At 68.7% G+C, this 23,633-nt stretch carries 19 protein-coding genes; 10 read left to right on the plus strand and 9 right to left on the minus strand.

Annotated features, from left to right (window positions below):
* The first annotated feature begins 100 nt into the window (after positions 1-100).
* Entirely contained in the window at positions 101-1,132 is a 1,032-nt protein-coding gene (locus OPU70_RS06990) for a LacI family DNA-binding transcriptional regulator (RefSeq protein WP_042536817.1), read from the plus strand.
* 32 nt (positions 1,133-1,164) lie between these two features.
* On the opposite strand, the gene OPU70_RS06995 is transcribed toward OPU70_RS06990, so the two are convergent.
* Positions 1,165-2,475, minus strand: a complete 1,311-nt coding sequence (locus tag OPU70_RS06995) for a glycoside hydrolase 5 family protein (RefSeq protein ID WP_498557414.1) — start codon at positions 2,473-2,475, stop codon at positions 1,165-1,167.
* 211 nt (positions 2,476-2,686) lie between these two features.
* On the opposite strand from OPU70_RS06995, the gene OPU70_RS07000 reads away from it, so the two are divergent.
* The 4 genes from OPU70_RS07000 to OPU70_RS07015 are packed head-to-tail and all read left to right on the plus strand — an operon-like array spanning position 2,687 to position 9,089.
* The gene (locus OPU70_RS07000) at positions 2,687-3,988 is read left to right on the plus strand and encodes an ABC transporter substrate-binding protein (RefSeq protein ID WP_042536819.1); all 1,302 of its coding nucleotides are present in this window, start codon (positions 2,687-2,689) and stop codon (positions 3,986-3,988) included.
* A gap of 3 nt (positions 3,989-3,991) precedes the next feature.
* Positions 3,992-4,918 carry a carbohydrate ABC transporter permease gene (locus OPU70_RS07005; protein WP_197065931.1) on the plus strand — a complete coding sequence of 309 codons (927 nt, stop codon included), beginning with the start codon at positions 3,992-3,994 and terminating at the stop codon, positions 4,916-4,918.
* Entirely contained in the window at positions 4,915-5,850 is a 936-nt protein-coding gene (locus OPU70_RS07010) for a carbohydrate ABC transporter permease (protein ID WP_042536820.1), read from the plus strand. Before OPU70_RS07005 ends, OPU70_RS07010 begins: the two co-directional genes overlap by 4 nt.
* Entirely contained in the window at positions 5,847-9,089 is a 3,243-nt protein-coding gene (locus OPU70_RS07015; protein WP_498557415.1) for a glycoside hydrolase domain-containing protein, read from the plus strand. Before OPU70_RS07010 ends, OPU70_RS07015 begins: the two co-directional genes overlap by 4 nt.
* Positions 9,090-9,108: 19 nt before the next feature.
* Here OPU70_RS07015 and OPU70_RS07020 read toward each other — a convergent pair whose 3' ends face one another.
* Together OPU70_RS07020 and OPU70_RS07025 are read right to left on the minus strand one after the other, a co-directional pair.
* Positions 9,109-10,317: an endo-beta-N-acetylglucosaminidase H gene (locus OPU70_RS07020; RefSeq protein WP_498557416.1), complete on the minus strand. Its 1,209-nt coding sequence runs from the start codon at positions 10,315-10,317 to the stop codon at positions 9,109-9,111.
* A gap of 180 nt (positions 10,318-10,497) precedes the next feature.
* Entirely contained in the window at positions 10,498-12,129 is a 1,632-nt protein-coding gene (locus tag OPU70_RS07025; RefSeq protein WP_042536821.1) for a fucose isomerase, read from the minus strand.
* Positions 12,130-12,311: 182 nt separating this feature from the next.
* Here OPU70_RS07025 and OPU70_RS07030 point away from each other — a divergent pair, with 182 nt between their 5' ends.
* Positions 12,312-12,677 (plus strand): hypothetical protein, encoded by a 366-nt coding sequence (locus tag OPU70_RS07030; RefSeq protein ID WP_042536822.1) that lies wholly within the window; start codon positions 12,312-12,314, stop codon positions 12,675-12,677.
* Positions 12,678-12,693: 16 nt separating this feature from the next.
* On the opposite strand, the gene OPU70_RS07035 is transcribed toward OPU70_RS07030, so the two are convergent.
* From OPU70_RS07035 to OPU70_RS07060, 6 genes are all read right to left on the minus strand, one after another.
* The gene (locus tag OPU70_RS07035) at positions 12,694-13,689 is read right to left on the minus strand and encodes a LacI family DNA-binding transcriptional regulator (protein WP_042536823.1); all 996 of its coding nucleotides are present in this window, start codon (positions 13,687-13,689) and stop codon (positions 12,694-12,696) included.
* Between the two features lie 65 nt (positions 13,690-13,754).
* Positions 13,755-15,452: a long-chain-fatty-acid--CoA ligase gene (locus OPU70_RS07040; RefSeq protein ID WP_042536824.1), complete on the minus strand. Its 1,698-nt coding sequence runs from the start codon at positions 15,450-15,452 to the stop codon at positions 13,755-13,757.
* Between the two features lie 59 nt (positions 15,453-15,511).
* Positions 15,512-16,381, minus strand: coding sequence for a dihydrodipicolinate synthase family protein (locus OPU70_RS07045; RefSeq protein WP_079113725.1), 870 nt, complete (start codon positions 16,379-16,381; stop codon positions 15,512-15,514).
* Entirely contained in the window at positions 16,378-18,033 is a 1,656-nt protein-coding gene (locus OPU70_RS07050) for a tripartite tricarboxylate transporter permease (protein WP_042536826.1), read from the minus strand. Before OPU70_RS07050 ends, OPU70_RS07045 begins: the two co-directional genes overlap by 4 nt.
* Complete coding sequence (locus OPU70_RS07055; protein ID WP_498557417.1) at positions 18,030-18,566, minus strand: tripartite tricarboxylate transporter TctB family protein; 537 nt, start codon at positions 18,564-18,566, stop codon at positions 18,030-18,032. The genes OPU70_RS07050 and OPU70_RS07055 overlap by 4 nt, the downstream gene beginning before the upstream one ends.
* 76 nt (positions 18,567-18,642) lie before the next feature.
* On the minus strand, positions 18,643-19,611 hold the full coding sequence (locus OPU70_RS07060; RefSeq protein ID WP_498557418.1) for a tripartite tricarboxylate transporter substrate binding protein: 969 nt from the start codon (positions 19,609-19,611) through the stop codon (positions 18,643-18,645).
* A gap of 162 nt (positions 19,612-19,773) precedes the next feature.
* Here OPU70_RS07060 and OPU70_RS07065 point away from each other — a divergent pair, with 162 nt between their 5' ends.
* From OPU70_RS07065 to OPU70_RS07080, 4 genes are read left to right on the plus strand one after another with little or no spacing between them, the layout of a single operon-like run.
* Complete coding sequence (locus OPU70_RS07065; protein ID WP_042536829.1) at positions 19,774-20,934, plus strand: PP2C family protein-serine/threonine phosphatase; 1,161 nt, start codon at positions 19,774-19,776, stop codon at positions 20,932-20,934.
* Entirely contained in the window at positions 20,931-22,892 is a 1,962-nt protein-coding gene (locus OPU70_RS07070; protein WP_309691800.1) for a glycosyltransferase family 2 protein, read from the plus strand. Before OPU70_RS07065 ends, OPU70_RS07070 begins: the two co-directional genes overlap by 4 nt.
* Complete coding sequence (locus OPU70_RS07075) at positions 22,876-23,208, plus strand: STAS domain-containing protein (RefSeq protein WP_042536831.1); 333 nt, start codon at positions 22,876-22,878, stop codon at positions 23,206-23,208. Before OPU70_RS07070 ends, OPU70_RS07075 begins: the two co-directional genes overlap by 17 nt.
* Positions 23,198-23,632, plus strand: coding sequence for an ATP-binding protein (locus OPU70_RS07080; RefSeq protein WP_052492811.1), 435 nt, complete (start codon positions 23,198-23,200; stop codon positions 23,630-23,632). The genes OPU70_RS07075 and OPU70_RS07080 overlap by 11 nt, the downstream gene beginning before the upstream one ends.
* The last annotated feature ends 1 nt before the right edge of the window (position 23,633 follow it).

Here is a 23,633-nt window from a genome sequence, read left to right on the forward strand (position 1 = left end):
CGACAATGCTATCGGATTTACTAAAGCGATCTAGTAAACCCGCCCGGAATCACGCTCGGCGGCTTCCGAGCGGCTAAACCGATCAAGTAGTGTGAGGCGCATGACCTCGGGCAAACGCGTCACCATCGCGGACATCGCGCGCATGGCCGGAGTCTCGCCCGGAGCCGTGTCGTTCGCGCTCAACGGACGCCCCGGCGTGAGCGACGAGACCCGTCAGCGCATCCTCGCGATCGTCGAGGAGAACCACTGGCAGCCCAGCTCCGCGGCGCGCGCCCTGGTCGGCGCCCGCGCCAACACGGTCGGCTTCGCACTCGCGCGTCCCGCCCGTTCGCTCGGATCCGAGGCGTTCTTCACCGACCTCATCGCCGGCATCGAGTCGCGGCTCTCCGAGAGCAAGGTCAGTCTGCAGCTGCGCCTGGTCACCGACATCGCCGAGGAGATGGAGGTGCATCGGCAGTGGCGGTCGTCGAACCAGGTCGACGGCATCATCCTCATCGACCCTCGCGACGACGACCCTCGCAGTGACCGGATCGCGGCGCTCGACGCCCGCGCGGTGATGATCGGCTCGAAGCCCTCCCCCGAGGGAGCAGTGCCGAGCGTCTGGATCGCCGACGACGAGGTGGCCGAGACGCTCTTCTCCTACCTCGCTGCCCTGGGGCACACGCGCATCGCCTACGTCGCCGGCCCCGCCGAGCTCGAGCACACCCGTCTGCGCGCTGAGGTGCTGCACGCCATGGCATCCGACGGCATCGCGGGCGAGGTGATCACGACCGACTTCTCCCCCGCCAGGGCCTCCGCCGTCACACGCTCCCAGCTCTCGGGCCGCCTGCGCCCGACGGCGATCGTCTACGACAACGACGTGATGGCGGTGGCCGGCCTCAGGGTCGCCCAGGAGATGGGCCGCGCCGTTCCGCGCGACGTCTCGATCGCATCCTTCGACGACTCGGTGATCGCCGGTCTGATCAACCCGTCGATCACCGCGATGACCCGTGACACGTTCGAGCTCGGCGAGCAGGCCGCGACACTGCTGCTGCAGCAGATCGTCGCCGGCCTCAACCTGCCCAGCGCTCAGGGCCCGACGCCGACCCTCACCGCCCGCGAGAGCACGGCTCCGCCGGCGGCAGCATCCTGACGACGGCCCTCCGGCGTCTCGCGATGTCGTCGTCAGCCGTCGACGACGGTGTTGACGGAGCCGTAGGGGTCGACCTCGCTCGTCGACAGATCAGGACGGATGAGACGACGGATGCCGCGCGCGGCGAGCGCCGCGTCGTCGAGAGCCGTCTGCGACGTCACGAAGGCAGGGTCGAGGCCGGCGTCGCAGGCATCCACCCAGGCCTGGAAGACCGCACCACCCGGGCTGAGAGCCGCGCGACTCACGGGCGCCTCGCGCTCGTCGACCTCGACCACGATCGCCGTCTCGCGGGCGGGCACCGCGCGGCGCTCGCGCAGTTCGGGGATGAGCTCGGCGAACCGGCGGCCGAGGGGCTTGGCCGCACCGCTCTGATCGATCAGGCCGAGCGAGTACTCGAGCTCGGGGAAGTCGCCGAGCTCGCGGCTCACATCGTGCGAGCACCACCAGGTCACGCCCCAGAGGTTCTCCGTTCGCACCGCCGACCGCAGCGTCGCCTCGAGGAAGCCGGGCATCTCGCTCTCGTCGAGGCAGTTCGACGGGGCGCCCACCTCCTGCAGCCAGACCGGTCGCTCGCGATCGGTGGCGAAGGCGCGGGACAGCTCGATGAGGTACTCGGCGTGGCGGTCGGCGGCGACCGACCTGCCGCCGTAGCGCTGAGCCGTGCCGTTGAAGATCCAGGAGTGGATCGTGGTCATCTCGCCCAGGCGCGACGCATGCGCGGGGGTGAAGCCGTGCCCGTCCATGTACCAGACCGCGTCGTACTCGCTGTGGACGTGCGAGAGACCGGGTGCCGCTCCTTCGGCGGCAGCGAGCAGCGACTCGATCCAGTGCCCCGCTTCGTCGGTCGTGACCGGCCAGGGCGACGGATGCGTGTGCGCCGAGAACTGGTTCGTCTCGTTGCCGAGGGTCAGCCCGAGGAAGTTGGGGGCGTCGCGCAGCGCGCCGGCGAGCGTCTGCACGAGGTCGACCTGCCCGCTGAGCGCGGTCGGGTCGGTGAACATGTTGCGGTCGTGCCAGGTGTAGAGCCAGGAGGGCACGAAGTCGAAGCTCGACAGGTGCCCCTGGATCACGTCGACGCTCGCGTCGAGGTCGAACTCGGCAGCGATGTCGACCATGGCGCGGACATCGTCGATCGCCTTCGTGCGGATGAGCGTGCGGTTCGGCTGCAGCACCGTCCACAGCGGGAAGACCCTCACGTGGTCGAGTCCGAGCTCTGCGAGAGCCGCGAAGTCGCGCCGCACGGCATCGGGGGTGAAGTCCAGCCAGGAGTGCATCCAGTCCTTCGACGGCGTGTAGTTCGCCCCGAATCTCAGGCGAGCATCGAGAGCGCGGCGCTGCGTCATGTGTCCGGACCTTTCCGACAGAGCCCTCCGGCGAGGACATTTCGCACCACTATAACGCTTGAGCGCGAGGCCGCCACCCGGAATTCCGCTATCTGCATGCACGCGGAGCGTCGAGACCTTGACAGAGACCGCGACGGATGGTTTCATCTGCTAAAGCGTTGTAGTCCGCCGGACGGACACCGCCAATCGCCCGCCTCGAGGAAGAAGCACGATGAAAGTTCCCGCACGCATTGTCGCTCTGGCAACATTCACGATCGGCGCCATGGCGCTCGCCGGCTGCACCGGCGGCGGCGCCACATCGGGTGCCGCCGGTCCGATCGACACCTCCGGTGAGCTGAGCGGAACCATCCAGTTCCAGACCTGGTCGCTGAAGAACGAGAAGTTCACCCCCTACTTCGAAGACCTGATCGACGCGTTCGAGAAGGAGCACCCGGATGTCACGGTCGAGTGGCTCGACCAGCCGGGCGACGGCTACCAGGAGAAGATCCTGAGCCAGGCGAACGCCGACACCCTCCCGGACGTGCTGAACCTGCCGCCGGACATCGCGTACCCCCTCGTCGCCGCCGGCAAGCTCGTCGACCTCGAGACGGCGGACCCCGACCTGAAGTCCGGGTACAACGCCGGCGCATGGGATGCGTACAGCCAGTACCCCGGCGTCGAAGGCACCTACGGTCTGCCCTGGTACCTCTCGAGTGACGCCTCGTGGTGGAACCTCGCGCAGCTCGCCCCCTACGGCGTCACGGAGGAGAACCTCCCCACGACGGTCGACGAGCTGCTCACCCTCGCGAAGGACGTGGCCACCGAGTCCGGCGGCAAGGTGCAGCTGCTGTCGTCGATCCCCGCTCTCGACACCTTCACCTCCGCCGGTATGGAGGTCATCAACGACGAGGGCGAGTTCGACTTCAACACCGAAGAGGCCGCCGCGATCATCGAGAAGTACGCCGACGCGTACGCGGCCGGGGCGATGCCCGCCGAGGCTCTGACCGGCGACTACGGCGGAAACGCCGAGGCCTACATCCAGGAGAAGGTCGCCTTCACCACCGGCGGCACCGGCTTCACGACCGACCTCGCCAAGGACGCCCCCGCGCTGCTGGAGAACACCGTCGCCACGCAGCGTCTCGGCATCCCTCCGCTCTATGTGCAGGGACTGAACGTCTCGGCCGACTCCGACAACAAGGAGGCTGCACTCGCGTTCGCCGAGTTCGCGACGAACGAGGAGAACCAGGTCGCCTTCTCGTCCCTCGCCGTGGGCACGGCGCCCGGCACGTCGTCGGGTGGTGACGCCGTGGTGGAGAACATCTCGTCGTCGATCACCGACGAGAAGCAGCTGTCGGCGATCGACACCGTGTTCACCGCGATGGAGGATGCCAAGGCCATCCCGTTCCAGTGGACATCCGACATGGCTACGTACATGACTCAGCAGATCGCGCTCGCCGTCAACGGCGAAGCCGACGCGCAGGAGCAGCTCGACAAGATCGTCGAGTACGCCAACGCGAACCGCGTGGACCAGTAAGCCATGAGCACGGACACCAGCATCCGGAGCCGGAGGAAGAGCATCACGTCCCACCGGTGGTTCACCCCGTGGCTGCTCCTCGGCCCCGCCGTCATCTGGGTGCTGGTGTTCGCGCTCTGGCCGTTCCTCAACACCGTCTTCCTGAGCTTCACCGACGCCCGCCCCCTGCGAACCCCCGAGTTCGTCGGCGGGGCGAACTACGAGCGGATGTTCGGCGACGAGATGTTCTGGAACGCCCTCACCACCTGCATCATCTACGTGGTCGTCTGCGTGCCGCTGCTCACGATCCTCCCGTTGCTTCTCGCTCTGCTCGTGCAGAAGAAGCTGCCGGGTATCGCGTTCTTCCGCACCACCTTCTACTTCCCCGTCATCGCCTCGGTGGTCGTGGTCGCGCTCATCTGGACCTGGCTGTTCGACAGTCGCGGCATCATCAACCAGACGCTCGAGTTCCTCGGCCTGGTCGACAAGCCGATGGCGTTCCTCGTCGACCGCTGGCTGCTGCTCGGCTGCGCGATCCTGCTGACGGTGTGGAAGGGCCTCGGCTACTACATGGTCGTCTACCTCGCCGCCCTCGGCAACGTCGGCAAGGAGCTGCATGAAGCGGCGATGCTCGACGGAGCAGGGTCGTTCCGCCGTTTCCTCTCGGTGACGATCCCCTCGGTTCGCGGTGCCATGCTCCTGATCGCGGTGCTCATAGCGGTCTCGGCGATGAGGGTGTTCGCCGAGCTGGACGTGCTCTCGAAGAGCACCGGCGGGCCGGGCGGCTACGACATGTCGCTGGTCATGCTGATCCGTCAGGTCGGCTCCGGTCTCAACGGCAACATCGGCTATGCCTCGGCGATCAGCGTCGCCCTGTTCCTCCTCACCCTGATCCCGCTCGCCGCGATCGCCATCATGAATCGCGAGAAGAAGGCGAAGGTCCCCGCATGAGCACGCTCACCCCGCCGCGCGTCGACGACGACCGGCGTCCCGACGATCAGACCGCCGCGACCACACGCGAACGCATCTTCCGCCGCCGCGGCTCAGGCGACTTCAGCAAGCCGACGCTCGGCGGGCTGATCGGCCGCTACGCTCTGCTGCTGTTCGTGCTGGTGATCGTCATCGGCCCGTTCCTGTGGCAGCTCTCGACCTCGTTCAAGGGCCCGCAGGAGAACATCTACTCCTTCCCGCCGAACCTCATCCCCCGCGAGCCGACGCTGCAGAACTACGCCACCGTCGCCGAGATCGTCCCGGTCTATCTCTACGCCTGGCACTCCCTGCTCGTCTCGGTCGGCACGGTGCTCAGCAACGTGATCCTCGCCACGTTCGCGGGCTACGCCCTCGGCTGCATGCGCTTCCGCGGCAAGTGGATCGTCATGGCCATCCTGCTGTCGACCCTGCTCTTCCCCGGCGAGGTCACCGTGACGAGCAACTTCCTCACGATCCGCGCGCTCGGCCTCGCCGACACCCTGTGGGGCGTGTTCCTGCCCGGCGCGATCAGCGCCATGAACGTGCTGCTCGTCGCCACCGCGTGCCGGATGATTCCCCAGGACGTGCTGGATGCCGCGACCGTCGACGGCGCCACGACCTGGCAGCGCATCCGCCATATCGTGTGGCCCAACATCCGGGGCATGGTCTCGGTCGTCGCCGTCTTCGCCTTCATCGGCGCGTGGGACGACTACCTCTGGCCCCTCATCGTGCTCTCCGACCCGTCGAAGTACACGCTGACCGTCGGCATGGCCTATCTGAACAGCAGCTTCTCCGTCGATCCGCGTCTGATCGCGGCGGGCACCATGATCGCGCTCGTGCCGATCGTGATCATGTTCTCGTTCACGCAGCGGTTCTTCTTCAAGGGCGTGCAGGAGGGCGCGGTCAAGGGGTGAGCACCGTGCACCTCATGCCCGCCGACGGGCCGGTCGATCCACCGTCATCTCGTCCTCGGGCGGGCGTGATCCCCGGGCAGGTCTTCGCCTTCTCGTTCGACCCCGCGGCGGGTGAGCAGCGGATCGACGTGCCTGGACTCGCAGACATCCCCGTCACGTCCGACACCGTGCTGCACTGGGCGTTCTACTCCGACGGCGCCGACGCGACCCTCGCCCCGCATGCGGCGCTCGCGGTGACCGTCGATGCGCGGCGTGCCGACGGCGCGAGGCTGAGTGACATCGCCGCCGTGCGCGACCGCTACGACTTCCCGCTCACCGCCGATGCGCAGTTCGGGGCCCGCTGGAGTCTGCCGGAGCAGTGGAACGCCGACACGGTGTCTCTCGCCCCGCTGCGTTCGGGTTCTGTGCCGCACACCTCGGTCGCCGTCGAACTCGTCCTGGGCACAGGATCCCTGGCGACCGACGCGGATCTCCCCTCGAGCGTCAGCGGCTTCGTGCAGTGCGTCGTCGAGGAGATGCCGCAGCAGCCCGCGGCGGCGGACCTTCCTCCCGTCGAACGCGTGGACACCCGTCGAGGCACGCACTCCGGACCGCGCTTCTCGCGCGGCAACACGATCCCCGCGGTCGCCGTTCCGCACGGCTTCACGTTCGTCACTCCGGCGACCGATGCCTCGGACACCCGTTGGCCGTACCGCCCCAGCATCCACGACGACCCGCCGGGGCGACGCCTCGAAGCGCTGCAGTTCTCCCATCAGCCCAGTCCATGGATCGGCGACCGCTCGGTGCTCCAGCTCATGCCGTTCGACGGACGCCCGATGTCTGACCGTGGGGAGCGGCGACGCTGGATCACCCCCGGGTCCGAGCGCGCCCGCCCGCACGAGTACGCGGTCGACCTCGGCGGACTGCGCGCAGAGATGACCGCGACCTCGCACGCCGCCGCCTTCCGGGTGCGCGGCGCCGAGGCCGACGCCATCGTCGGGTTCGTGATCGATCAGCCGACCGACGAGGGACGCCTGACCTGGACGGAGGACGGCGGCTTCGAAGGGTGGACGCCCGAGGGCACCGAGGACTGGGGCAACGCTCCGCGCTGCTACTTCGCGGGCGTGGTGCTGCGCAGCGAGGGTGACGACGCGTCGGGCCCGCGCGGCGCGCTCGACGACGCCGAGCGGGTGCACGTCGCCGGCTATGTCGGCGGGCGCGGTTCGCTCGAGGTGCGCGTGGCGGTGTCGTTCGTGTCTATCGAGCAGGCCAGACGCAGCCTCGACCTCGAAGCGCCGGCCGAGGTGACCTACGACGAGGTGCGGGCGGCATCCGCAGCATCCTGGAACCGCGTGCTGGGTCGCGTGACCATCCCGCCCCTCCCCGAGGCGGAGGCTCCGTATCGCCGACTGGCGCACGACGAGCATGTGAGCCGGATCGCCGCGGCCCTGCACCGGATGCATCTGTATCCGAACACCGCCGCCGAGAACGCGGGAACCGCCGATGCCCCCATCCCTCGATTCGCCGACGTCTTCGCGGCGCGAGAGCCGTTCGGCGAACGCACCACCAGCGCCCCGATCGTCGACGGCGAGCTGGTGGTGAACAACGGCTACTGGGACACCTACCGCACCGAATGGCCGGCACTCGCGCTGCTCGACCCTGCCGTGACGGGCAGGCTGCTCGACGGACAGCTCGAGCAGTATCGCCGTGGAGGCTGGATGACCCGGTGGAGCGCCCCGGGATACGTCGACAGCATGGTGGGAACGTCGAGCGACCAGATCTTCGCCGACGCCGCCCGGTGGGGAGTGGAGTTCGACCGTGCGGAGGCGTTCGAGAGCGGCTGGCGCAACGCCTGCGAGCCGGGGCCCGATGCGCTGCGCGGTCGCAAGGGCATCGCCCGCGGGCGCTTCACCGGATTCATCTCGTCCGACGTGCCGGAGGGCATGAGCTGGACCATCGAGAACGCCGTGAGCGATGCCGCACTCGGCCGGTTCGCCGCGCAGCTCGCCGCCGATGCGGAGTCCGCACAGGATGCCGCGCGCTACCGCTCTTTCGCCCGGTACTTCGCGAACCGGGCGCTGTCGTACCGCACCCTGTTCGATGCGGACTCCGGCTTCCTCCGCGGCAAGGACTCCGCGGGCGGCTTCGCGCCGGCCTTCGACCCGCGGACCTGGGGCGGCGACAATGTCGAGACGAACGCCTGGGGCATGTCGGTCGGCGCCGTGCACGACGGAGTCGGACTCGCGACGCTGCATGGCGGCCGCGACGCCTTCGGCCAGCATCTCGACGACCTCTTCGCGGAGCCCGAGACAGCCGACGAGCGCTTCGGCGGAGCATACGGCGCGGTCATCCACGAGCAGCGCGAGGCGCGGGCGCTGCGCTCCGGCATGTGCGCGATCTCGAATCAGCCCGCCCACCACATCCCCTTCATGTACGCGTTCAGTGACCGGCCATGGCGCACCGCGGGGATCGTGAACGAGCTCGCCGCCCGCCTCTTCGCGGGCGCCCACATCGGTCAGGGCTTCCCCGGCGACGAGGACAACGGCGAGATGAGCGCGTGGTGGCTGTGGGCGGCTCTCGGGCTCTACCCGCTCGAGCTCGCGTCGGGAGTGCTGCGGATCGGGTATCCCCTCTTCGACGACATCCGCGTCGATCGCGCCGACGGCTCCTCGCTGCGCATCCGCTCTCACCGCAGCGAGCCGGCCGCCCACGTGCTGCAGAGCGCGCGACTGGACGGGGTCGATCTCGATCGCGCCGAGCTCCCCATCGCCGCGCTGGCCGGTGACGCCGACCTCGAACTGGTCTTCGTCACCGATCCTTCGGATGCCCTCGAGACGGGCGAGCACGCACCGGCAGCCCACTCGACCTGGTGTCGCGATCTGACGGCCGAGCGAGCCGATGTGATCGCAGCGGCATCCGTCGTCGATGCCCGGCGCCTCTTCGACGACGGCGCGCATGGCGGTTCGAGCGGCGTCGCCCTGGCCGCCGGCGAATGGGCGGGATGCCGCTTCGCCGAGCCCCGCGCCGTGAGCGACCTCACCGTGACGATGGTCGCTGCAGCCCCATCGTCGCGCCTGCAGTGGGAGGTCATCGATGAGGACGGGAACTGGACCGCGGCACCGACCACGCACGACGCGGAGCTGGCCGCAGACCGCACCACCCCGTTCGAGCTGGCGGCACCGGTCGTGACCCCGGCGATCCGCGTGCGGGCGGAGGCCGGGGTCACGATCCGTCAGATCGAGGTCTTCGACCTCGGGTGATCGCTTCGATCTCAGGTGATCACTTCGACAGGATGAACGACACCTCGGTGGTGTTCCCGGCGACGTCGACGACCTGTAGCGTGTTCGCGCCAGTGACCGCTCCGAAGGCACCCGACTTCACGAAGTTCAGGTCGCTCCACTCGTTGTCTGTGAGATCCTTCTCGACGCCGTTGACGTAGAGCCTGTCGATCTTGCCCTCGTCGTACAGCGTGAAGCTGACCCGCTGATAGCCGGCCGCCGCATCGCCCTTCGTGAACCGCGCGCCCTCCTTGACCGTGACGGTCGGGGGCGTCGTGTCGCGGGGCGCCGCCCGATACTCGGTCGCCTCGCCCTTCAGCGCCTCGGTGATGCCCGAGAGATACGCCGACTGGTCGGTCGCGGTGAGGTTGTAGGCGACATAGACGCCGTAGCCGTCGGCGACAGTGCGGGTCGCGAAGTCCGCGGCGGTGGCTGCGCTCGTGTTCGCCAGGTCGATGGCCGCAGCCCCGAGCAGACCGCGGTCCTCGAGGCCGGGGACGACGGGCGCATCGTAGGTCGGGTAGTAGGGGTTCCAGGCGTAGTCGAGCACGCTCGCTGCATCGAACAGCGTGAAGTCGGTCGTCGTATAGGTCGGGCCGATCGCGTACAGGCTGATGATCTTGTCGGGGCCGAGGCGGTCGCGCAGCGCGGTGGCCAGCCATCCGAACGACTCCGCATTGGGCTGCGGCGTGCCATTGGCGCCGTAGTTCGTCCACTCGTCGTCGAAGTCGATGCCGTCGAGCCCATAGGTCGTCACGGCGTCGGCGAGCTGAGCGGCGAACGCATCGGCCTGCGCGAACGAGGTGAAGTTCGCGAAGCCGGCACCCTGGTGGTTGCCGAGCACCGAGAGCAGCACCTTGGTGCCCTTCGCCTGCACAGGACGGATCTGCGTCTCGGCATCGTCGAGCGTCTCGGTGACCCGCTCGTTGAAGTGCAGGTATGCCTTCTCACCGTCGTAGTTGATGTTCGCAGCGAAGATCATCGCCATGTCGATGGCTGCATCGTCGGACTCGGCGAGCGTGTAGTCGGCGACGTTGGCTAAATCGTTCGAGTTCACCTCGACATAGACGGCGAGCTTCGGGTCGGCCGGCTCAGCACTCTCGGCGGCAGCCCCCAGCGAACCGGTGAGAATGCCTGCAGCAGCGGTCGCGAGCACCCCCAGCCCGGCGATGCTCTTTCGCAATCGGTGATTCCTGACGTTCTGACTCATGACGGATCGTCTCCTTCGGCGTCGTTGTCGAATCCGGCCGCACCGTCGCGACCTGCGGCCGACTATAGCGCTTAAGTACGCCACGCGGAAGAAGTCCGGCCCGACAGCCAGGAGGGGGGGGATGCCGCAGCATCCGCCCCCTCCCCCGGCCGCCCTCCGGAGCTCACCCTCACCCAGCGGTCAGATCGTCACGTCTCCGACCAGGTTGACCTTGATGCCCATGCCCGCGAACATCGCAGCCTTGGCGACCAGCGCCTTGTCGGCCGTCTCGGCATCCGGCGCATAGACGAGCTGAGCGTGGTTGGCCTTGTGCCGCGCCATGAACTGATCGCGCGAGATGCCGTGCAGCACCACGTGCGCGATCGGCCACTCGGGGTTCGTCGCATCCTTGCGGCGCTGGGTCTCCTCCGCCGGGAGCTCGACGACGGAGGCGCGGAAGATGTCGGCCTGCAGGATGCCGTCGGCGATGAACACGCGCGACAGCACGATCTCGCCGGGCTTCGAGACGCCGTTGATCGTCGCGCCGCCCGCCGGGAAGAACACGTGGCCCTGACGCCATCCTTCGGCGTTCTGCCAGCCGCCGAGGTGCGACGCGGGCACCGACCCCGAGATCTCGTAGACCCAGACGAACTGGCCGTCGTGATCTTCGCCCCAGCGCACGTCGTGCAGGGTGTTGTCGGGCACGAGTCCCATCGCGCGCCACACCCGATCGGTGACCAGCGCGTCGACCGCGACGCCCTCGTCGGCCTCGTTGAAGTGCGGGAACGCACGGCCCTCGTGCAGCACGCGCGAGCCGTCACGGGAGGTGACGGGCGGGCGCTCGGTCGAGTTCAGGATCCCCTCGGCCAGATCCGATGCCGGGACCAGGTCCTTCAGGCCCTGCTGATACTGGATGCCGACCGCGTCGAGGCCGAAGTCGTCGGCGATGCGGAGCGCGGCGATGTACATCTTCAGTTGCCACTGGACCTGCTCGCGGGTCAGCTCGGTCTCGGCGTCCTCGCCGTACCGGAACGTCATGCCCGCGTCGATCAGCCAATCGTAGGCGGCATCCGCCTCGTCGTCGCCCACCTCGAGCATCTCGGCATACAGAGCCGACTGCGAGAGGCGCTCTTTGTAGATGCCGGTCTTGTTGAGCAGCTCGTCGTCGAAGATCGCGTTGTACATGCCCATGCAGCCCTCGTCGAAGACGCCGATGATGGCCTTCTCGGCGCGAAGCTCGGCGGCCAGCGCCTCGCCCAGCAGCTTCTCGGGGCTGTCGGGAAGTTCGGGCAGCGGGCGCACGTGCGACGCGTCGTGCGTGATCGAGCCGGTCTCGGTCCACTCCTCGATCCCGGCCCGGAACCAGTCGTCGGTGAAGTCGACCGACCAGATCGTGGCGTAGGGCTTGTCCATCTTGGTGAGGCCGGCGTTCAGGCCGAGGAGCCCGACGAGGCCGGGCCAGTCACCCGCGAAGTTCGCGACGGTGAGGATCGGACCCTCATGCGTGCGCAGACCTGCGAGCACGTGGTGCGAGTACTGCCACACCGCCTCGGCGACGATCAGCGGGGCATCCGTCGGAATGTTCTTGAAGACCTCGAGACCCATGCGCTGGCTCGAGATGAAGCCGTGGCCGGCCGCAGGGTCGACGTCGTTGGCGCGGATGACAGTCCACCCCAGGTCGTTGAAGACGCCGGTCACGCCTGCTTCGAGCTCGACCTGCACGGGCCAGCCGCCGGTGTTGGCGGCTTCGCGCAGGTCGCCCGAGGCGATCAGGTACGCGGTCTTCGGCGCGGACGCCGGTCGGGATGCCGGTGCCGGCAGGGTGTAGGTCATGACTCGCGTCCTCCTTGATCGCACGTGTTCTGCCACTGTATGTGAAATCGGTTTCAGACCGCAACCGGCCATCCGTTCTGCACCGTCGCCAACATCGCCGACTTGTGCACACCGAGTGTGAACTCCGGCATACAGCGCGGGACCCCGGTGACATCCTGAGTTCCGCGCCGAACAATGGAGGTATGGACTTGAGCGATCCGCAGGCCTGGACGATGATCGGCATCTTCGCGAGCGCGATGCTCGGCGGCATGACCCTGATGACGACACAGTTCAGCCGGGTGCTTCGCGCCGAGATCGGGGGCCTTCGCGGCGAGCTCGGCGGCGAGATCGTCGGCCTTCGCAGCGAGCTCGGCGGCGAGATCGGAGGGCTTCGCGGCGAGTTGCGCGGCGAGATCGACGTGCTGCGCACTGAGATGCGAGCCGGTTTCGAGGTGATGAACGTGCGGCTCGACTCCCTCGACACCCGACTCACTCGTGTCGAGGGCAAAGTCGACGACCTCGACACCGAGCTCACGCACCTCGCGACCCGGTTCTGGCGGTCTCAGTGAGGGACCGCGGGTGCTGTCAGCCCCTGGCCGTGGCGACGGCGCTGGCCGGCTGGATCTCGTTGCGCAGCACCACCGTGCGCGACGGCTGATCATCGCCGCCGATGCGCTCCAGCAGCATCCGCGCCGCCGTCACTCCCATGTGACGTGCGGGCAGCCGCACGACCGTCACGGCTGTGGGCGAGAGCGTCGTGAAGGGCAGCGAACCGATCACCGCCACGCCGACCTGCGGCGGGGTCAGGCCCTGCTCGGACAGCACCTGGATCGCTCCGACGCCGATGAGGTTGTTGCCGGCCACCACGGCATCAGGCGGCTCGGGGAGTGCGAGCAGCTGCTCCATCGCCTCTCGCCCGCCGTCGACGCGGAACGTGGTGAACCGCTCGAGGTCGTCGAGGTCGAGATCCGGATGCGCTGCGCTCAGCGCCTGTCGCCAGCCCGCGGCCCGTTCGGCCGCCGTGTCGATGTGCTCGGGACCGCCGATGTAGGCGATGCGCCGGTATCCGGCATCGATGAGGTCTTTCGCGGCCGAGGCGCCGGCCGCCCGGTTCGCCATGACGACGCCGTCGATGTCGTAGGTCGTGCTGCGGTCGACGGCGACGACCGGCCGCCCCGTCGCGAGGATGCCGCCGAGGTCGGAGCGCTCGTCGGCGGTCGCGATGATCACGCCGGACATGTGCTCAGAGATCGCGATCTGCAGATAGGTCGCCTCCTTCTCGAGCTGCGAGTCGGAGTTGCAGAGCACGACCGAGTACCCGGCCTCCGAGGCGACGTCTTCGACGCCTCGGGCCATCTCGGTGAAGTACGGGTTCTCGATGTCGGGGATCACGAGGCCGATGACCTCGGAGCTCTGCCGCCGCAGGGTGCGAGCGGTGCGGTTGGGGGTGAAGCGCAGCTGTTCGGCGGCTCGACGCACCGCCTCGACCTTCGACGCCGAGACGCTGGTGCCGTTGAACACGCGCGAGACGGTGGCCGGCGAGACCTGCGCGAGTCGAGCGACGTCGTAGATCGTGACCATCGGCACACTGTAACCGATTTCAATCGCGTCGGGGAGCTCGCGATCGGGCGCACGAGGTCCGACGGTCAGTCGGCGAGCATCCGATCCCGCACCTGCCTGCGCAGCACCTTGCCGATCAGCGAACGAGGAAGATCATCGACCGCCGTGATGCGCTTGGGCACCTTGTAGGGGGTCAGCCGGGTGCGACAGAAGTCGCGCAGCGCGCCGGAGTCGAGTGTCGCACCCTCGCGGAGCACGACCGCGGCGGCGACCTCTTCGCCTCCGCTCGCTCTCGGAAGACCGACCACGGCGGCGGCGGCCACGTCAGGGTGCGCCTCGAGCGCATCCTCGACCTCGCTGGGCGAGACGTTGAAGCCGCCCGTGATGATGAGCTCCTTGAGGCGGTCCACGATCGTCACGAAGCCGTCGGCAGAGACCTCGGCGATGTCGCCGGTGCGCAGCCAGCCGCCGGCGAGCAGCACGTCGGCGGTGTCGCTCGAGCGGCCCCAGTAGCCCTGGAACACCTGAGGTCCGCGGATGAGCAGCTCACCCCGCTCTCCCACCGGCATGTCGACGTCGGTGTCGGCAGGATCGACGACGCGGATCTCCGTGCTCGGGAACGGCACGCCGACCGTGCCGGGGCGGCGGCTGCGGCCCATCGGGTTTCCGAGCGCGACGGGCGAGCTCTCGGTCATGCCGTATCCCTCGACGAGCAGGCCGCCGGTCGCCTCCTCCCACCGCTGCACGGTCGCGACCGGCAGGCTCATCGCACCGGAGATCGCGAACCGGACCGTGGAGAGATCGATGGTCCCGCGTGACGCGGCACGCGCGAGCTGGTCGTAGATCGGCGGCACGGCAGGGAGGAAGGTCGGCGGACTCGTGCGCGCCGCCTTGGTGACGAGGCCGAGGTCGAAGGTCGGGAACAGCACGAGCTTCGCGCCGATGCTCATCGCGAACGTCAGGCACAGCGTCATCCCGTAGGCGTGGAACAGCGGCAGCACACCGTAGAACGTCTCCTTGCCGTCGACGAGTCCTGGCACCCATGCGCGACCCTGCATCGCGTTGGCGCGCAGGTTCGCGTGAGTGAGGATCGCGCCCTTCGGGTCGCCCGTCGTCCCACTCGTGTACTGCAGCAGCGCGGTGTCGCCCAGCGAAGGGCCCTCGATGCGACGCGAGAGCGGACGATGGTCGACCAGCTTCTTCCAGGCCAGCGCGCGACGCGTCTTCGGGGTGGCTGTCAGCTTGGCCCTCGACGCCCGCGCCTTGGGTATGGGCAGTCGCAGGAGCAGCCGCTGCGAGGCGGGCATCGCCTCGGTGAGGTCGACGCTCACGATGTGCTCGACCCGCAGGTCCGAGGGGAAGTCCGCGATCGTGTCGACCGTCTTGTCCCAGACGATCGCGACCTTCGCGCCGTGATCCTCGAACTGGTGCCGCAGCTCCCTCGCCGTGTAGAGCGGGTTGTGCTCGACCACGATGGCGCCGAGACGGAGTGCCGCATAGAAGGCCACGACATGCTGCGGGCAGTTGGGCAGCACCAGCGCGACGCGATCGCCCTTGCGCACGCCCAGGCGCCGGAGCCCCTCGGCGGCGCGCGTGATCTGATCGCCGAGCTCGCGGTAGGTCGTCACCGCGCCGAAGAACTCGAGCGCCGGGCGACGCGCGAATGCGGAGACGCTGGCCGCCATCATCTCGGGCAGCGTCTGGGTCGGAGCCTCGATCTCCGCAGGAACGTCATCTGCGTAGGAGGCGAGCCATGGCCGGGATTCGTGCGGGTTGACGGACATGTCCTCCATCCTGCCCCGGTCGGCTGTGAGGCGCCCCCGCCCTGCTCCGACGCACGCGTCTAGCGGTGCACCGCCACGACCCGCGCGACGGCCTCGCGCTCGGCATCCGTCGGCTCGGCGATCGCCATGCGGCAGTGCGTGTCGACGACGTCGAGCACGCGGTAGGCCTCCTTCATGCGCGCCATGTCGCCACCGATCAGCGACACGACGTCGTCGACGGCGGCCTGGGCTGCGGCGATCGCATCCGCATCCCCTGAGCGGCCGGCGTCGGCCAACGCGCGGAACGGCTTGGGAGTGACGGAGGAGACCCCTGAGACGACACCCTGCGCACCCGAGCGCACCGCAGCGATCAGGTCGCGGTCGGCGCCGGTGTAGAGGTCGAAGTCGTCCGGGACCGCAGCTCGGTAGGCGGCGATCTCGTCGAGAGACAGTTCGCTGACCTTCGCGCCCACGATGTTCGGCAGCGCGGCCAGGCGCGTGAGCAGCTCGACCGACACCGGATTGCCGCTGCGCGCCGGGTAGATGTAGACATAGAGCCGGCCGTCGCCGACCGCTGCCGACAGCGCTTCGAAGTAGTCGAAGATCGACTGGTCGGTGGCCTTCAGGTAGTAGGGGGTGAGCGCGGCGAACTCGGTCGCACCGAGGCCCTTCGCGATCTCGACCAGCCGCAGCGCCTCGAACGTGCTCGGCTGACCGACATGCACGACGACGCGCATGCGATCCTTCAGCTCGGCCAGCGCCGCCTCGACGATCGCGGCGAACTCGGTCGCGTCGATCGCCGGGAACTCGCCCGTGGTGCCGAGGATGAACGCGCCCTCGTTGCCTGATTCGGCGACGAAGCGGAAGATCGCTCGCGATCCCTCGAGGTCGAGTGCACCGTCGCTGTGGAAGGCGGTCGGCACGGCGGTGAGGATGTCGTAGCGGGTCACTTCTCGTTCTCCTTGGAGTTCTTTCGGGTCTTTCGCGGGCGCCGCGCCGGAGCGTCGACGTTGCGGACGGTCGAGGTGAGCAGATCCGGGTCCGCGGCGAGCTCGCCGTGCGCCTTCTCGATCTGCTCGCGGCTCTCGGCGGGGAGGATCGACTCCGAGAGGGAGGCCCGCTCGGCGCGCGGGGTGCGGGCGGCTCGGATGGCCGGCATCACGATCGACAGCACGGCGAGCACGAGCAGCACGATCGCGATCGGGCTCACCACCTCGAAGAACGGACGCGTCGGCAGGATCGCCAGGGTGCGAGCCAGGTTCTCTTCGGCCAGAGGCCCGAGAAGCAGTCCGAGAACGATCGGGCCGGCAGGCACCTGCATCCGCTTGAGCAGCACCCCGATCACGCCGAAGACGAGCATGGTGACGACCGTCGAGAGACTGTTCGAGGTGGCATACGTGCCGATGATGCAGAAGATCAGGATGCCGCTCCACAGGTACGGCTGCGGCACGTCGAGCAGCTTGACCATGCCCTTCATACGGACGAGGCTCAGTGCCAGCGAGAGCAGCGTCGCGACGAGCATGATGCCGACGATCGAGACGACGAGGTCGGGGCGGTTGGTGAACAGCGTGGGGCCGGGGGTGATGCCCCAGATGATCATCGAGCCGATCATCACGGCCATCACCGAGTCGCCGGGGATGCCGAGGGCCATCGTGGTCGTGAGCGAACCGCCGAGCGTGGCGCTCGAGGCCGTGTCGGAGGCGGCGACGCCCTCGATCGACCCCTTGCCGAACATCTCGGGGTGCTTCGACGCCTTGCGCGCGCGTTCCCATCCGATGAGTCCGGCGATGTCGCCACCGGCCGCGGGGATGAGCCCGACGCCGAGTCCGACAGCGCCGCCGACAGCGGTGGCGCGTCCGCTCTGCTTCAGCTCGGCCCTGTTCGGCCACCAGCGGCCGAGGCTCGAGATGGGCCGCACGTTCGACTTGCGGTAGGTGAGCAGCTGGTCGAACAGCTCGGCGATGCCGAAGAGCCCGATGATCACCGCGATGAAGTTGACGCCTTCGACGAGCTCGAGCACGCCGAAGGTGAAGCGCTGATCGGCCGTCGCCGCGTAGGTGCCGACGGTGCCGAGCATGAGCCCGAAGAGTCCGGCCAGGATGCCCTTGAGCATCGACTTCGACGAGATGCCGATCATGATCGAGATGCCGAAGACGACCAGGGCGAAGAGCTCGGGCGACTTGAAGTAGTCGCGGGCGAAGCTGGCGATCGGCACGGCTGCGACAGCGAACAGCACCAGCGAGGCGAGGATGCCGACGGCCGAGACGATCGCCGAGATCGTGAGGGCGAGACCGGCGCGACCCTGCTTCGCCATCGGATAGCCGTCGAGGGTCGTGGCGATCGAGGCGGGCGTGCCCGGGGTGTTGATGAGGATCGACGGCACGCGGTCACCGAAGTTCGCGGCCACGTAGATCGTCAGCAGCACGGCGAGACCCTGGACGGGCTCGAGCGTGAGCGTGAATCCGGCGGCGAGCGCGACCGCCATGGTCGCGGTGATGCCGGGGAAGGCTCCGACCATGAACCCGAGCAGCAGCCCGACGAGCATGTAGAGCAGGATCGAGATGTCGAGGAGCGAGTTCAGCCCCTCCATGAGCGCGTTCACAGGGGGATCCTCAGGAGCATGCCGAACACGACGTAGACGAACGCGGTGACGGAGGCGGAGTAGATGATCAGGCTCAGCCAGCGGCGGTGGCCGTAGAGGAGCATGAGAGCGGCCATCAGCACGGCGGCGGCCACCGGGAAGACCTCGACGCGGTACCCGAACAGGATGACGGTGCCCAGCGACCACACCGCGATGAACGCTCCGGTGATCGCGAGGGTGGCGACGACCCTGACCACACCGCCGGGCTGGATGCGGTCGAGATCCTCGCGCCCCGGCGCGGGCCGGGTGACGGCGAGCGCCAGGATCGCGAGCGAGATGACGACCGCCGTGACGGCGATGACCATCGGCCAGAAGCGCGCGTCGATCTGACCCGGGAGCGCTTCGCGGCGCAGCGGGATCTGCGTCGTGAGGAAGAGATACCCGGCGCTGAAGGCCAGGGCGACGGCCCCGAAGACGATCTCGAGCGGTCTGGACGCGGGTGCGCCCTGGTGTTCGTCCTGCTCGACCGCGGATGTGGCATCGGCGTGGGACATGGTGCTCCTTCCCTGGTCTGACGTCGGCGACTGGCTGCGGGGCCGGCGTGGCGGCCGGCCCCGCAGTCCGGGCCGGTCAGCCCAGGAGGTCCTTGAAGAGGTCGAACTGCTCGTCGACGAACCTCGTCCACTCGGCGGAGTCGCGGTAGACCACGAGGTTGCCGGCGTCCTTCTGGAACTGCTGGTAGGTGTCGGACTCGACGGCTTCCTTGACGGCTGCCTCGAGCTCGGTCTTCACGTCGTCCGGCAGACCCTTCGGGGCGTAGATGCCGCCCCACCCGCCGAAGACCACGTCTTCGCCGATGGCCTCGTCGGCCGTCGGCACGTCTTCCGCATCGGGGTGACGCTCATCGTTCAGGACGGCGAGGATGCGCACGGCTTCGCCCTGTGCGAGAGCCTCGCCGAGGCCCGACACCGCGGCGACGGTCTCACCGGAGGCCGCGGCCGCCACGGCGGTCGCTCCACCGTCATAGGGAACCGGGGTGAAGTCGGCGCCGGTCGCGTCGCCGAGGCCGATCGTCGCGGCCTCCCAGATCGAGCCGGCTCCGGAGTTGGCGACGGTCACCGCGCCGGACTCCGCCTGCGTGACGAGGTCTTCCAGCGTCTCGATCCCGCTGTTGGCGCCGACCGTGACGACGCCGGGAGCCAGCATGATCTGACCCAGGAGGTCGAAGTCCTCGGGCAGGACGTTCGCGCTCTGCGTGGTGTTGAGCATCGCGATCTCGACCGGGGCGAACCCGATGACGTAGCCGTCGGGGTCCTGCGCTCCGACGTACTCCATGGCGAGCGCACCTGCGGCACCCGGCATGTTCTCGGGGATCACGCTGACGCCGAGGATGCCCTCGAGTTCGGTCGCGAGGGCGCGGGACGACAGGTCGGATCCCCCACCGGGGTTGGCCTGGATGATCAGGCGGATGTCGTTCTCCGGAAAGGTCGACGCCGCTTCCTCCCCCTCTTCGACCTTCGTGCAGGCCGACAGGACGAGAGCGGTGGCGGCGACGGCCGCGAGGGCGGCGGCCGCCCGGGTGATGCGCTTGCGGGGCATCTTTGCTCCTCTACGTGGGTCGACCTTGTTGTCGACTCCCCGACCGTACCAGTGTTGACTGTTAACAGTCAACACTCTTGCCCTGTGCGCCTCCCGCGAGGCTCACTGTCCGCACCGCCCTCCAAGATGCCAGTATGAGAGCAGCTACGAGGGAGGCGGAGCATGTTCGACGAGCTCAGAAGACAGCAGGCACTGGAGGAACTCGGGATCCTGGACACCCCCCGGGATGAACGAGTCGATCGCGTGGCCCGCCTGGCGAAGCAGATGTTCGGCGTGCCGATGGTGAGCGTCTCTCTGCTCGACGGCGACCGCCAGTGGCGCAAATCCGAGATCGGCCTCGGCGGCGACGAGGCCCCGCGGCAGGATTCGTTCTGCGACTACACGGTCGGCCAGGACCGCACGGTCGTGATCGAGGATGCCAGCGCGACGGAGACGTTCGCCACGAACCCGTTCGTTGTCGGTGACCCGCACCTCCGGTTCTACGCCGGCCACCCGCTCCACGCACCCGGCGGCGAGCCCGTCGGCACGCTGTGCGTGCTCGACACGGAACCGCACTCGTTCTCGGAGGCGCAGCGCGGCCTGCTCCGCGACCTCGCCTTCTGGGTGCAGAGCGAGATCGCCTCCGACGTCGAACTCGATCAGGCCACTCTGATCCAGAGCGCCCTGCGCCCGCAGTCCATCCCCACGATCACCGGATACACGGTCGCGGGCGGCGGCGCCTCGCGCGGGCGCCTGGCAGGGGACTTCTACGACCTGCGCCTCCACGACGGGGCTCTGCGCATCACCCTCGCCGATGCGATGGGCAAGGGCACGGGACCCGCCATCGTCGCGGCCGGAGTGCGCGCATCGCTGCGCACGGCACCCGAACGCAGCATCGCCGAAGCGATCGCCGACGCCGACCGCCTTCTCGAGGAGGACCTCTCGGAGACGACGATGTTCGTCACGGCCGTCCATGCCGAGCTCCAGCCCGAGACCGGCGACCTGGAGGTGATCGATGCCGGTCACAGCCTGGCGTTCATCCTGCGCGGCGACGGCTCGTGGGAGCACCTTCGTTCGACCGGGCTGCCCCTCGGAATGGGCGCCGCACTGCCCGACCAGGGCGCTCGGGAGTCGCGGCGCACCCGCCTCGAACCCGGTGACGCGTTCGTCTGCTGCAGCGACGGGCTGCTGGACGTGCTCGACGCCGATGACCCGTTCGCCCACGTGGCCAGGGTGCTCGACACCCTCGGCCCCGACGGGGCGATCGGCGAGGCGCTCCGGCTCATCTCGGACGACAGGGCGACCGACGACATCACCGTGGTCGTGGTGAGGCGCGACGCATGACAGCTCGCTTCGCCGCGATCCGGGTGATCGCTGTTCTCTCGGTGCTGCTGGGAGTGAACTACGTCGCCTGGCGGTGGCTGGAATCGGTCAACTGGTCGGCGTGGTGGATCGCTGTGCCTCTCGTGGTCGCCGAGACCTACAGCCTGATCGACACCTTCCTCTTCTGCCTGACGATGTGGCGGGCGAAAGAGCGCCCGGCGCCCGTCTCGCCACCCCAGGGCACGGTCGACGTGTTCATCACCACGTACGACGAGCCGATCGAGCTCGTGATGACGACGGCCCGCGCCGCACGGGGGATCGCCTACCCGCACACGACCTGGATCCTCGACGACGGGGCCCGCCCCGAACTCGAGCGGGCGGCTCGCGAGGCCGACATCGGCTACCTCACCCGCTCCGACGACTGGACGGGCAAGCCGCGCCACGCCAAGGCGGGCAACCTCAACAGCGCGCTGTTCGAGACCGACGGGGAATTCCTCCTCATCCTCGACGCCGACCAGATACCCGACCCGCTGATCCTGCACCGCACCCTGGGGTATTTCGCCGACGATCCCGAGGTCGCCGTGGTGCAGACCCCGCAGTGGTTCGTCAACGTCGACGAGGCAGACCCCCTCGGCAGCCAGGCTCCGCTGTTCTACGGCCCGATCCAGCAGGGCAAGGACGGCTGGAACGCGGCGTTCTTCTGCGGATCCAACGCGGTGCTCCGTCGCGACGCCCTGATGCAACTGGGCATCATCGGCTACGTGCGCGAGGTGACCGACACCGCGGCCCGCGCGCTGCGCACGTCGGAGACCCTGATCGAGAAGGAGATGCGCTCGGCATCCGATCCCGAACTCCGCCGCGAGCTCTTCGCGCTGCACGTGGCGATCGGCCGGGGTCGTCGCGATCTCGCCGGCGGCGCCCCCGTCAGGGAGGTCGCGGACGCCGTGCTCGCTGCGGTGCACAACGCGTCGGTGATCCTCGTCGCGAAGGACCTCGCGGGGATCCGCGCCGATCTCGCAGAGCTCGGCTCGCTGCCGATCGCACACGACGCGCAGCTCGATGCGATCGTCGTCGACGAGGTGGGCCTCACCGCACTCGCCGACTCCGACCTCTCCCCCATCAACGCGCTGGATGCGGTCAGGGCACTGCTCGACGCGCTCCGGCTCGATCGAGGCGACGAGGCGCAGCCGATCCTCCCCCTCGCCACGATCTCGGTGACCGAGGACATGGCCACGGCCATGCAGCTGCACTCGCTCGGCTGGCGCAGCGTCTATCACCACGAGATCCTCGCCAAGGGCCTCGCCCCCGAGGATCTGCGCACGATGCTGACGCAGCGTCTGCGCTGGGCGCAGGGCACCCTGCAGGTCATGCTGCGCGACAACCCGCTCGCCAAGCGCGGGCTGTCGATCGGTCAGCGGCTGATGTACTTCGCCACGATGTGGAGCTACCTGTCCGGGTTCGCCGCTGTGGTCTACCTCACGGCGCCGGTCGTCTACCTCGTCTTCGGCGTGCTGCCGGTCACCGCCTGGTCGGTCGATTTCTTCGTGAGGTTCCTCCCGTATTTCCTCGTCAACCAGGTGCTGTTCCTCGTGGTGGCCAAGGGGCTGCGAACGTGGAGGGGGCAGCAGTACTCGCTCGCGCTGTTCCCTGTCTGGATCCGCGCCTGCTGGTCGGCGTTCGCCAACGTCGTGCTCCACCGCCCGCTCACATTCGCCGTGACGCGCAAGGACGGACGGGATCCACGAGGGGTGCCGTGGCGGGAGATCTGGCCGCAGCTGACGGCGATGGTCGTGCTCGGCATCGCTCTCGTGATCGGTGTGACCCGGGTCATCATCGGCACCGGCGACGGGACGGGCACTCTCGTCAACACGGTGTGGGTGCTGTACGACCTCGTCGTGCTCAGCGTCATCATCCAAGCCGCCCGCTACCGCGGACCGGCCCGCACCCTCGAGGAGGAGAACCATGGATCTCAGAACTGACATCAGAGACGGCTTCGCCGTGATCGCCCTGTCCGGCCGCCTCACCGCGACAGGAGCGCCTCTGCTGCGCAAAGCGGTCAACGACCTCGTGGCAGGAGGCGATTCCCGGATCGTCATCGACATGACCGACCTGCAGTTCGTCGACTCCTCTGGTCTCGGCGCTCTCGTCGGCGGACTCAAGAGCGCCAGGGTCGCGGGCGGCGATCTGCGCATCGCGGCAGTGCCCGAGGCGGTTCGGACGGTGCTGCACCTGACCAACCTCGACCGCGTCCTGCTCGACCACCCCACGCCCGAGACGGCGTTCGATGGGCGCTGACCGGCGCACCGCGCACGTCGCCGGCCTCGCTGGGCCCGCCTTCGTCGAGCACGTCCTCGACGCCCTCGACGCGCTGTGGGAGGCGTCTCCGCACGTGGCCCCGGAAGACCGCACGCTGTTCGCGCTGGCGGTCAGCGAGGTGTCCACGAACATCGCCGCGCACGGCGAGGCCGAGGGCGAGCCGGATGCCGGCATCACCGTCGAGGTCGACATCGCGGTGGCCGACGATGAACTCGTCGCCACCTTCGTCGACACGGCTGATCCGGCCAGGATCGACTGGGATGCGGTGGCGATGCCCGGCGTCGACAGCGAGAGCGGACGCGGTCTGGCCCTCACGACGGCTGTGCTCGACGACTTCGAGCACAGCGTCGATGCGACCGGCAACACCTGGGTGCTGCGACGCCGTCTCGCACCGCACGCCTGAG

This window comes from Microbacterium sp. SWDP-B6 (assembly GCF_059803615.1).

Excerpts from the sequence above, each read along its gene's own strand:
- OPU70_RS07025 (WP_042536821.1), bottom strand. The coding sequence starts at position 12,129 with ATGACCTACACCCTGCCGGCACCGGCATCCCGACCGGCGTCCGCGCCG.
- OPU70_RS07055 (WP_498557417.1), bottom strand. The coding sequence starts at position 18,566 with ATGTCCCACGCCGATGCCACATCCGCGGTCGAGCAGGACGAACACCAG.
- OPU70_RS07060 (WP_498557418.1), bottom strand. The coding sequence starts at position 19,611 with ATGCCCCGCAAGCGCATCACCCGGGCGGCCGCCGCCCTCGCGGCCGTC.
- OPU70_RS07080 (WP_052492811.1), top strand. The coding sequence starts at position 23,198 with ATGGGCGCTGACCGGCGCACCGCGCACGTCGCCGGCCTCGCTGGGCCC.
- OPU70_RS07005 (WP_197065931.1), top strand. The coding sequence starts at position 3,992 with ATGAGCACGGACACCAGCATCCGGAGCCGGAGGAAGAGCATCACGTCC.
- OPU70_RS07000 (WP_042536819.1), top strand. The coding sequence starts at position 2,687 with ATGAAAGTTCCCGCACGCATTGTCGCTCTGGCAACATTCACGATCGGC.
- OPU70_RS07030 (WP_042536822.1), top strand. The coding sequence starts at position 12,312 with ATGGACTTGAGCGATCCGCAGGCCTGGACGATGATCGGCATCTTCGCG.
- OPU70_RS07070 (WP_309691800.1), top strand. The coding sequence starts at position 20,931 with ATGACAGCTCGCTTCGCCGCGATCCGGGTGATCGCTGTTCTCTCGGTG.
- OPU70_RS06995 (WP_498557414.1), bottom strand. The coding sequence starts at position 2,475 with ATGACGCAGCGCCGCGCTCTCGATGCTCGCCTGAGATTCGGGGCGAAC.
- OPU70_RS07035 (WP_042536823.1), bottom strand. The coding sequence starts at position 13,689 with ATGGTCACGATCTACGACGTCGCTCGACTCGCGCAGGTCTCGCCGGCC.
- OPU70_RS07040 (WP_042536824.1), bottom strand. The coding sequence starts at position 15,452 with ATGTCCGTCAACCCGCACGAATCCCGGCCATGGCTCGCCTCCTACGCA.
- OPU70_RS07010 (WP_042536820.1), top strand. The coding sequence starts at position 4,915 with ATGAGCACGCTCACCCCGCCGCGCGTCGACGACGACCGGCGTCCCGAC.
- OPU70_RS07065 (WP_042536829.1), top strand. The coding sequence starts at position 19,774 with ATGTTCGACGAGCTCAGAAGACAGCAGGCACTGGAGGAACTCGGGATC.
- OPU70_RS07020 (WP_498557416.1), bottom strand. The coding sequence starts at position 10,317 with ATGAGTCAGAACGTCAGGAATCACCGATTGCGAAAGAGCATCGCCGGG.
- OPU70_RS06990 (WP_042536817.1), top strand. The coding sequence starts at position 101 with ATGACCTCGGGCAAACGCGTCACCATCGCGGACATCGCGCGCATGGCC.
- OPU70_RS07075 (WP_042536831.1), top strand. The coding sequence starts at position 22,876 with ATGGATCTCAGAACTGACATCAGAGACGGCTTCGCCGTGATCGCCCTG.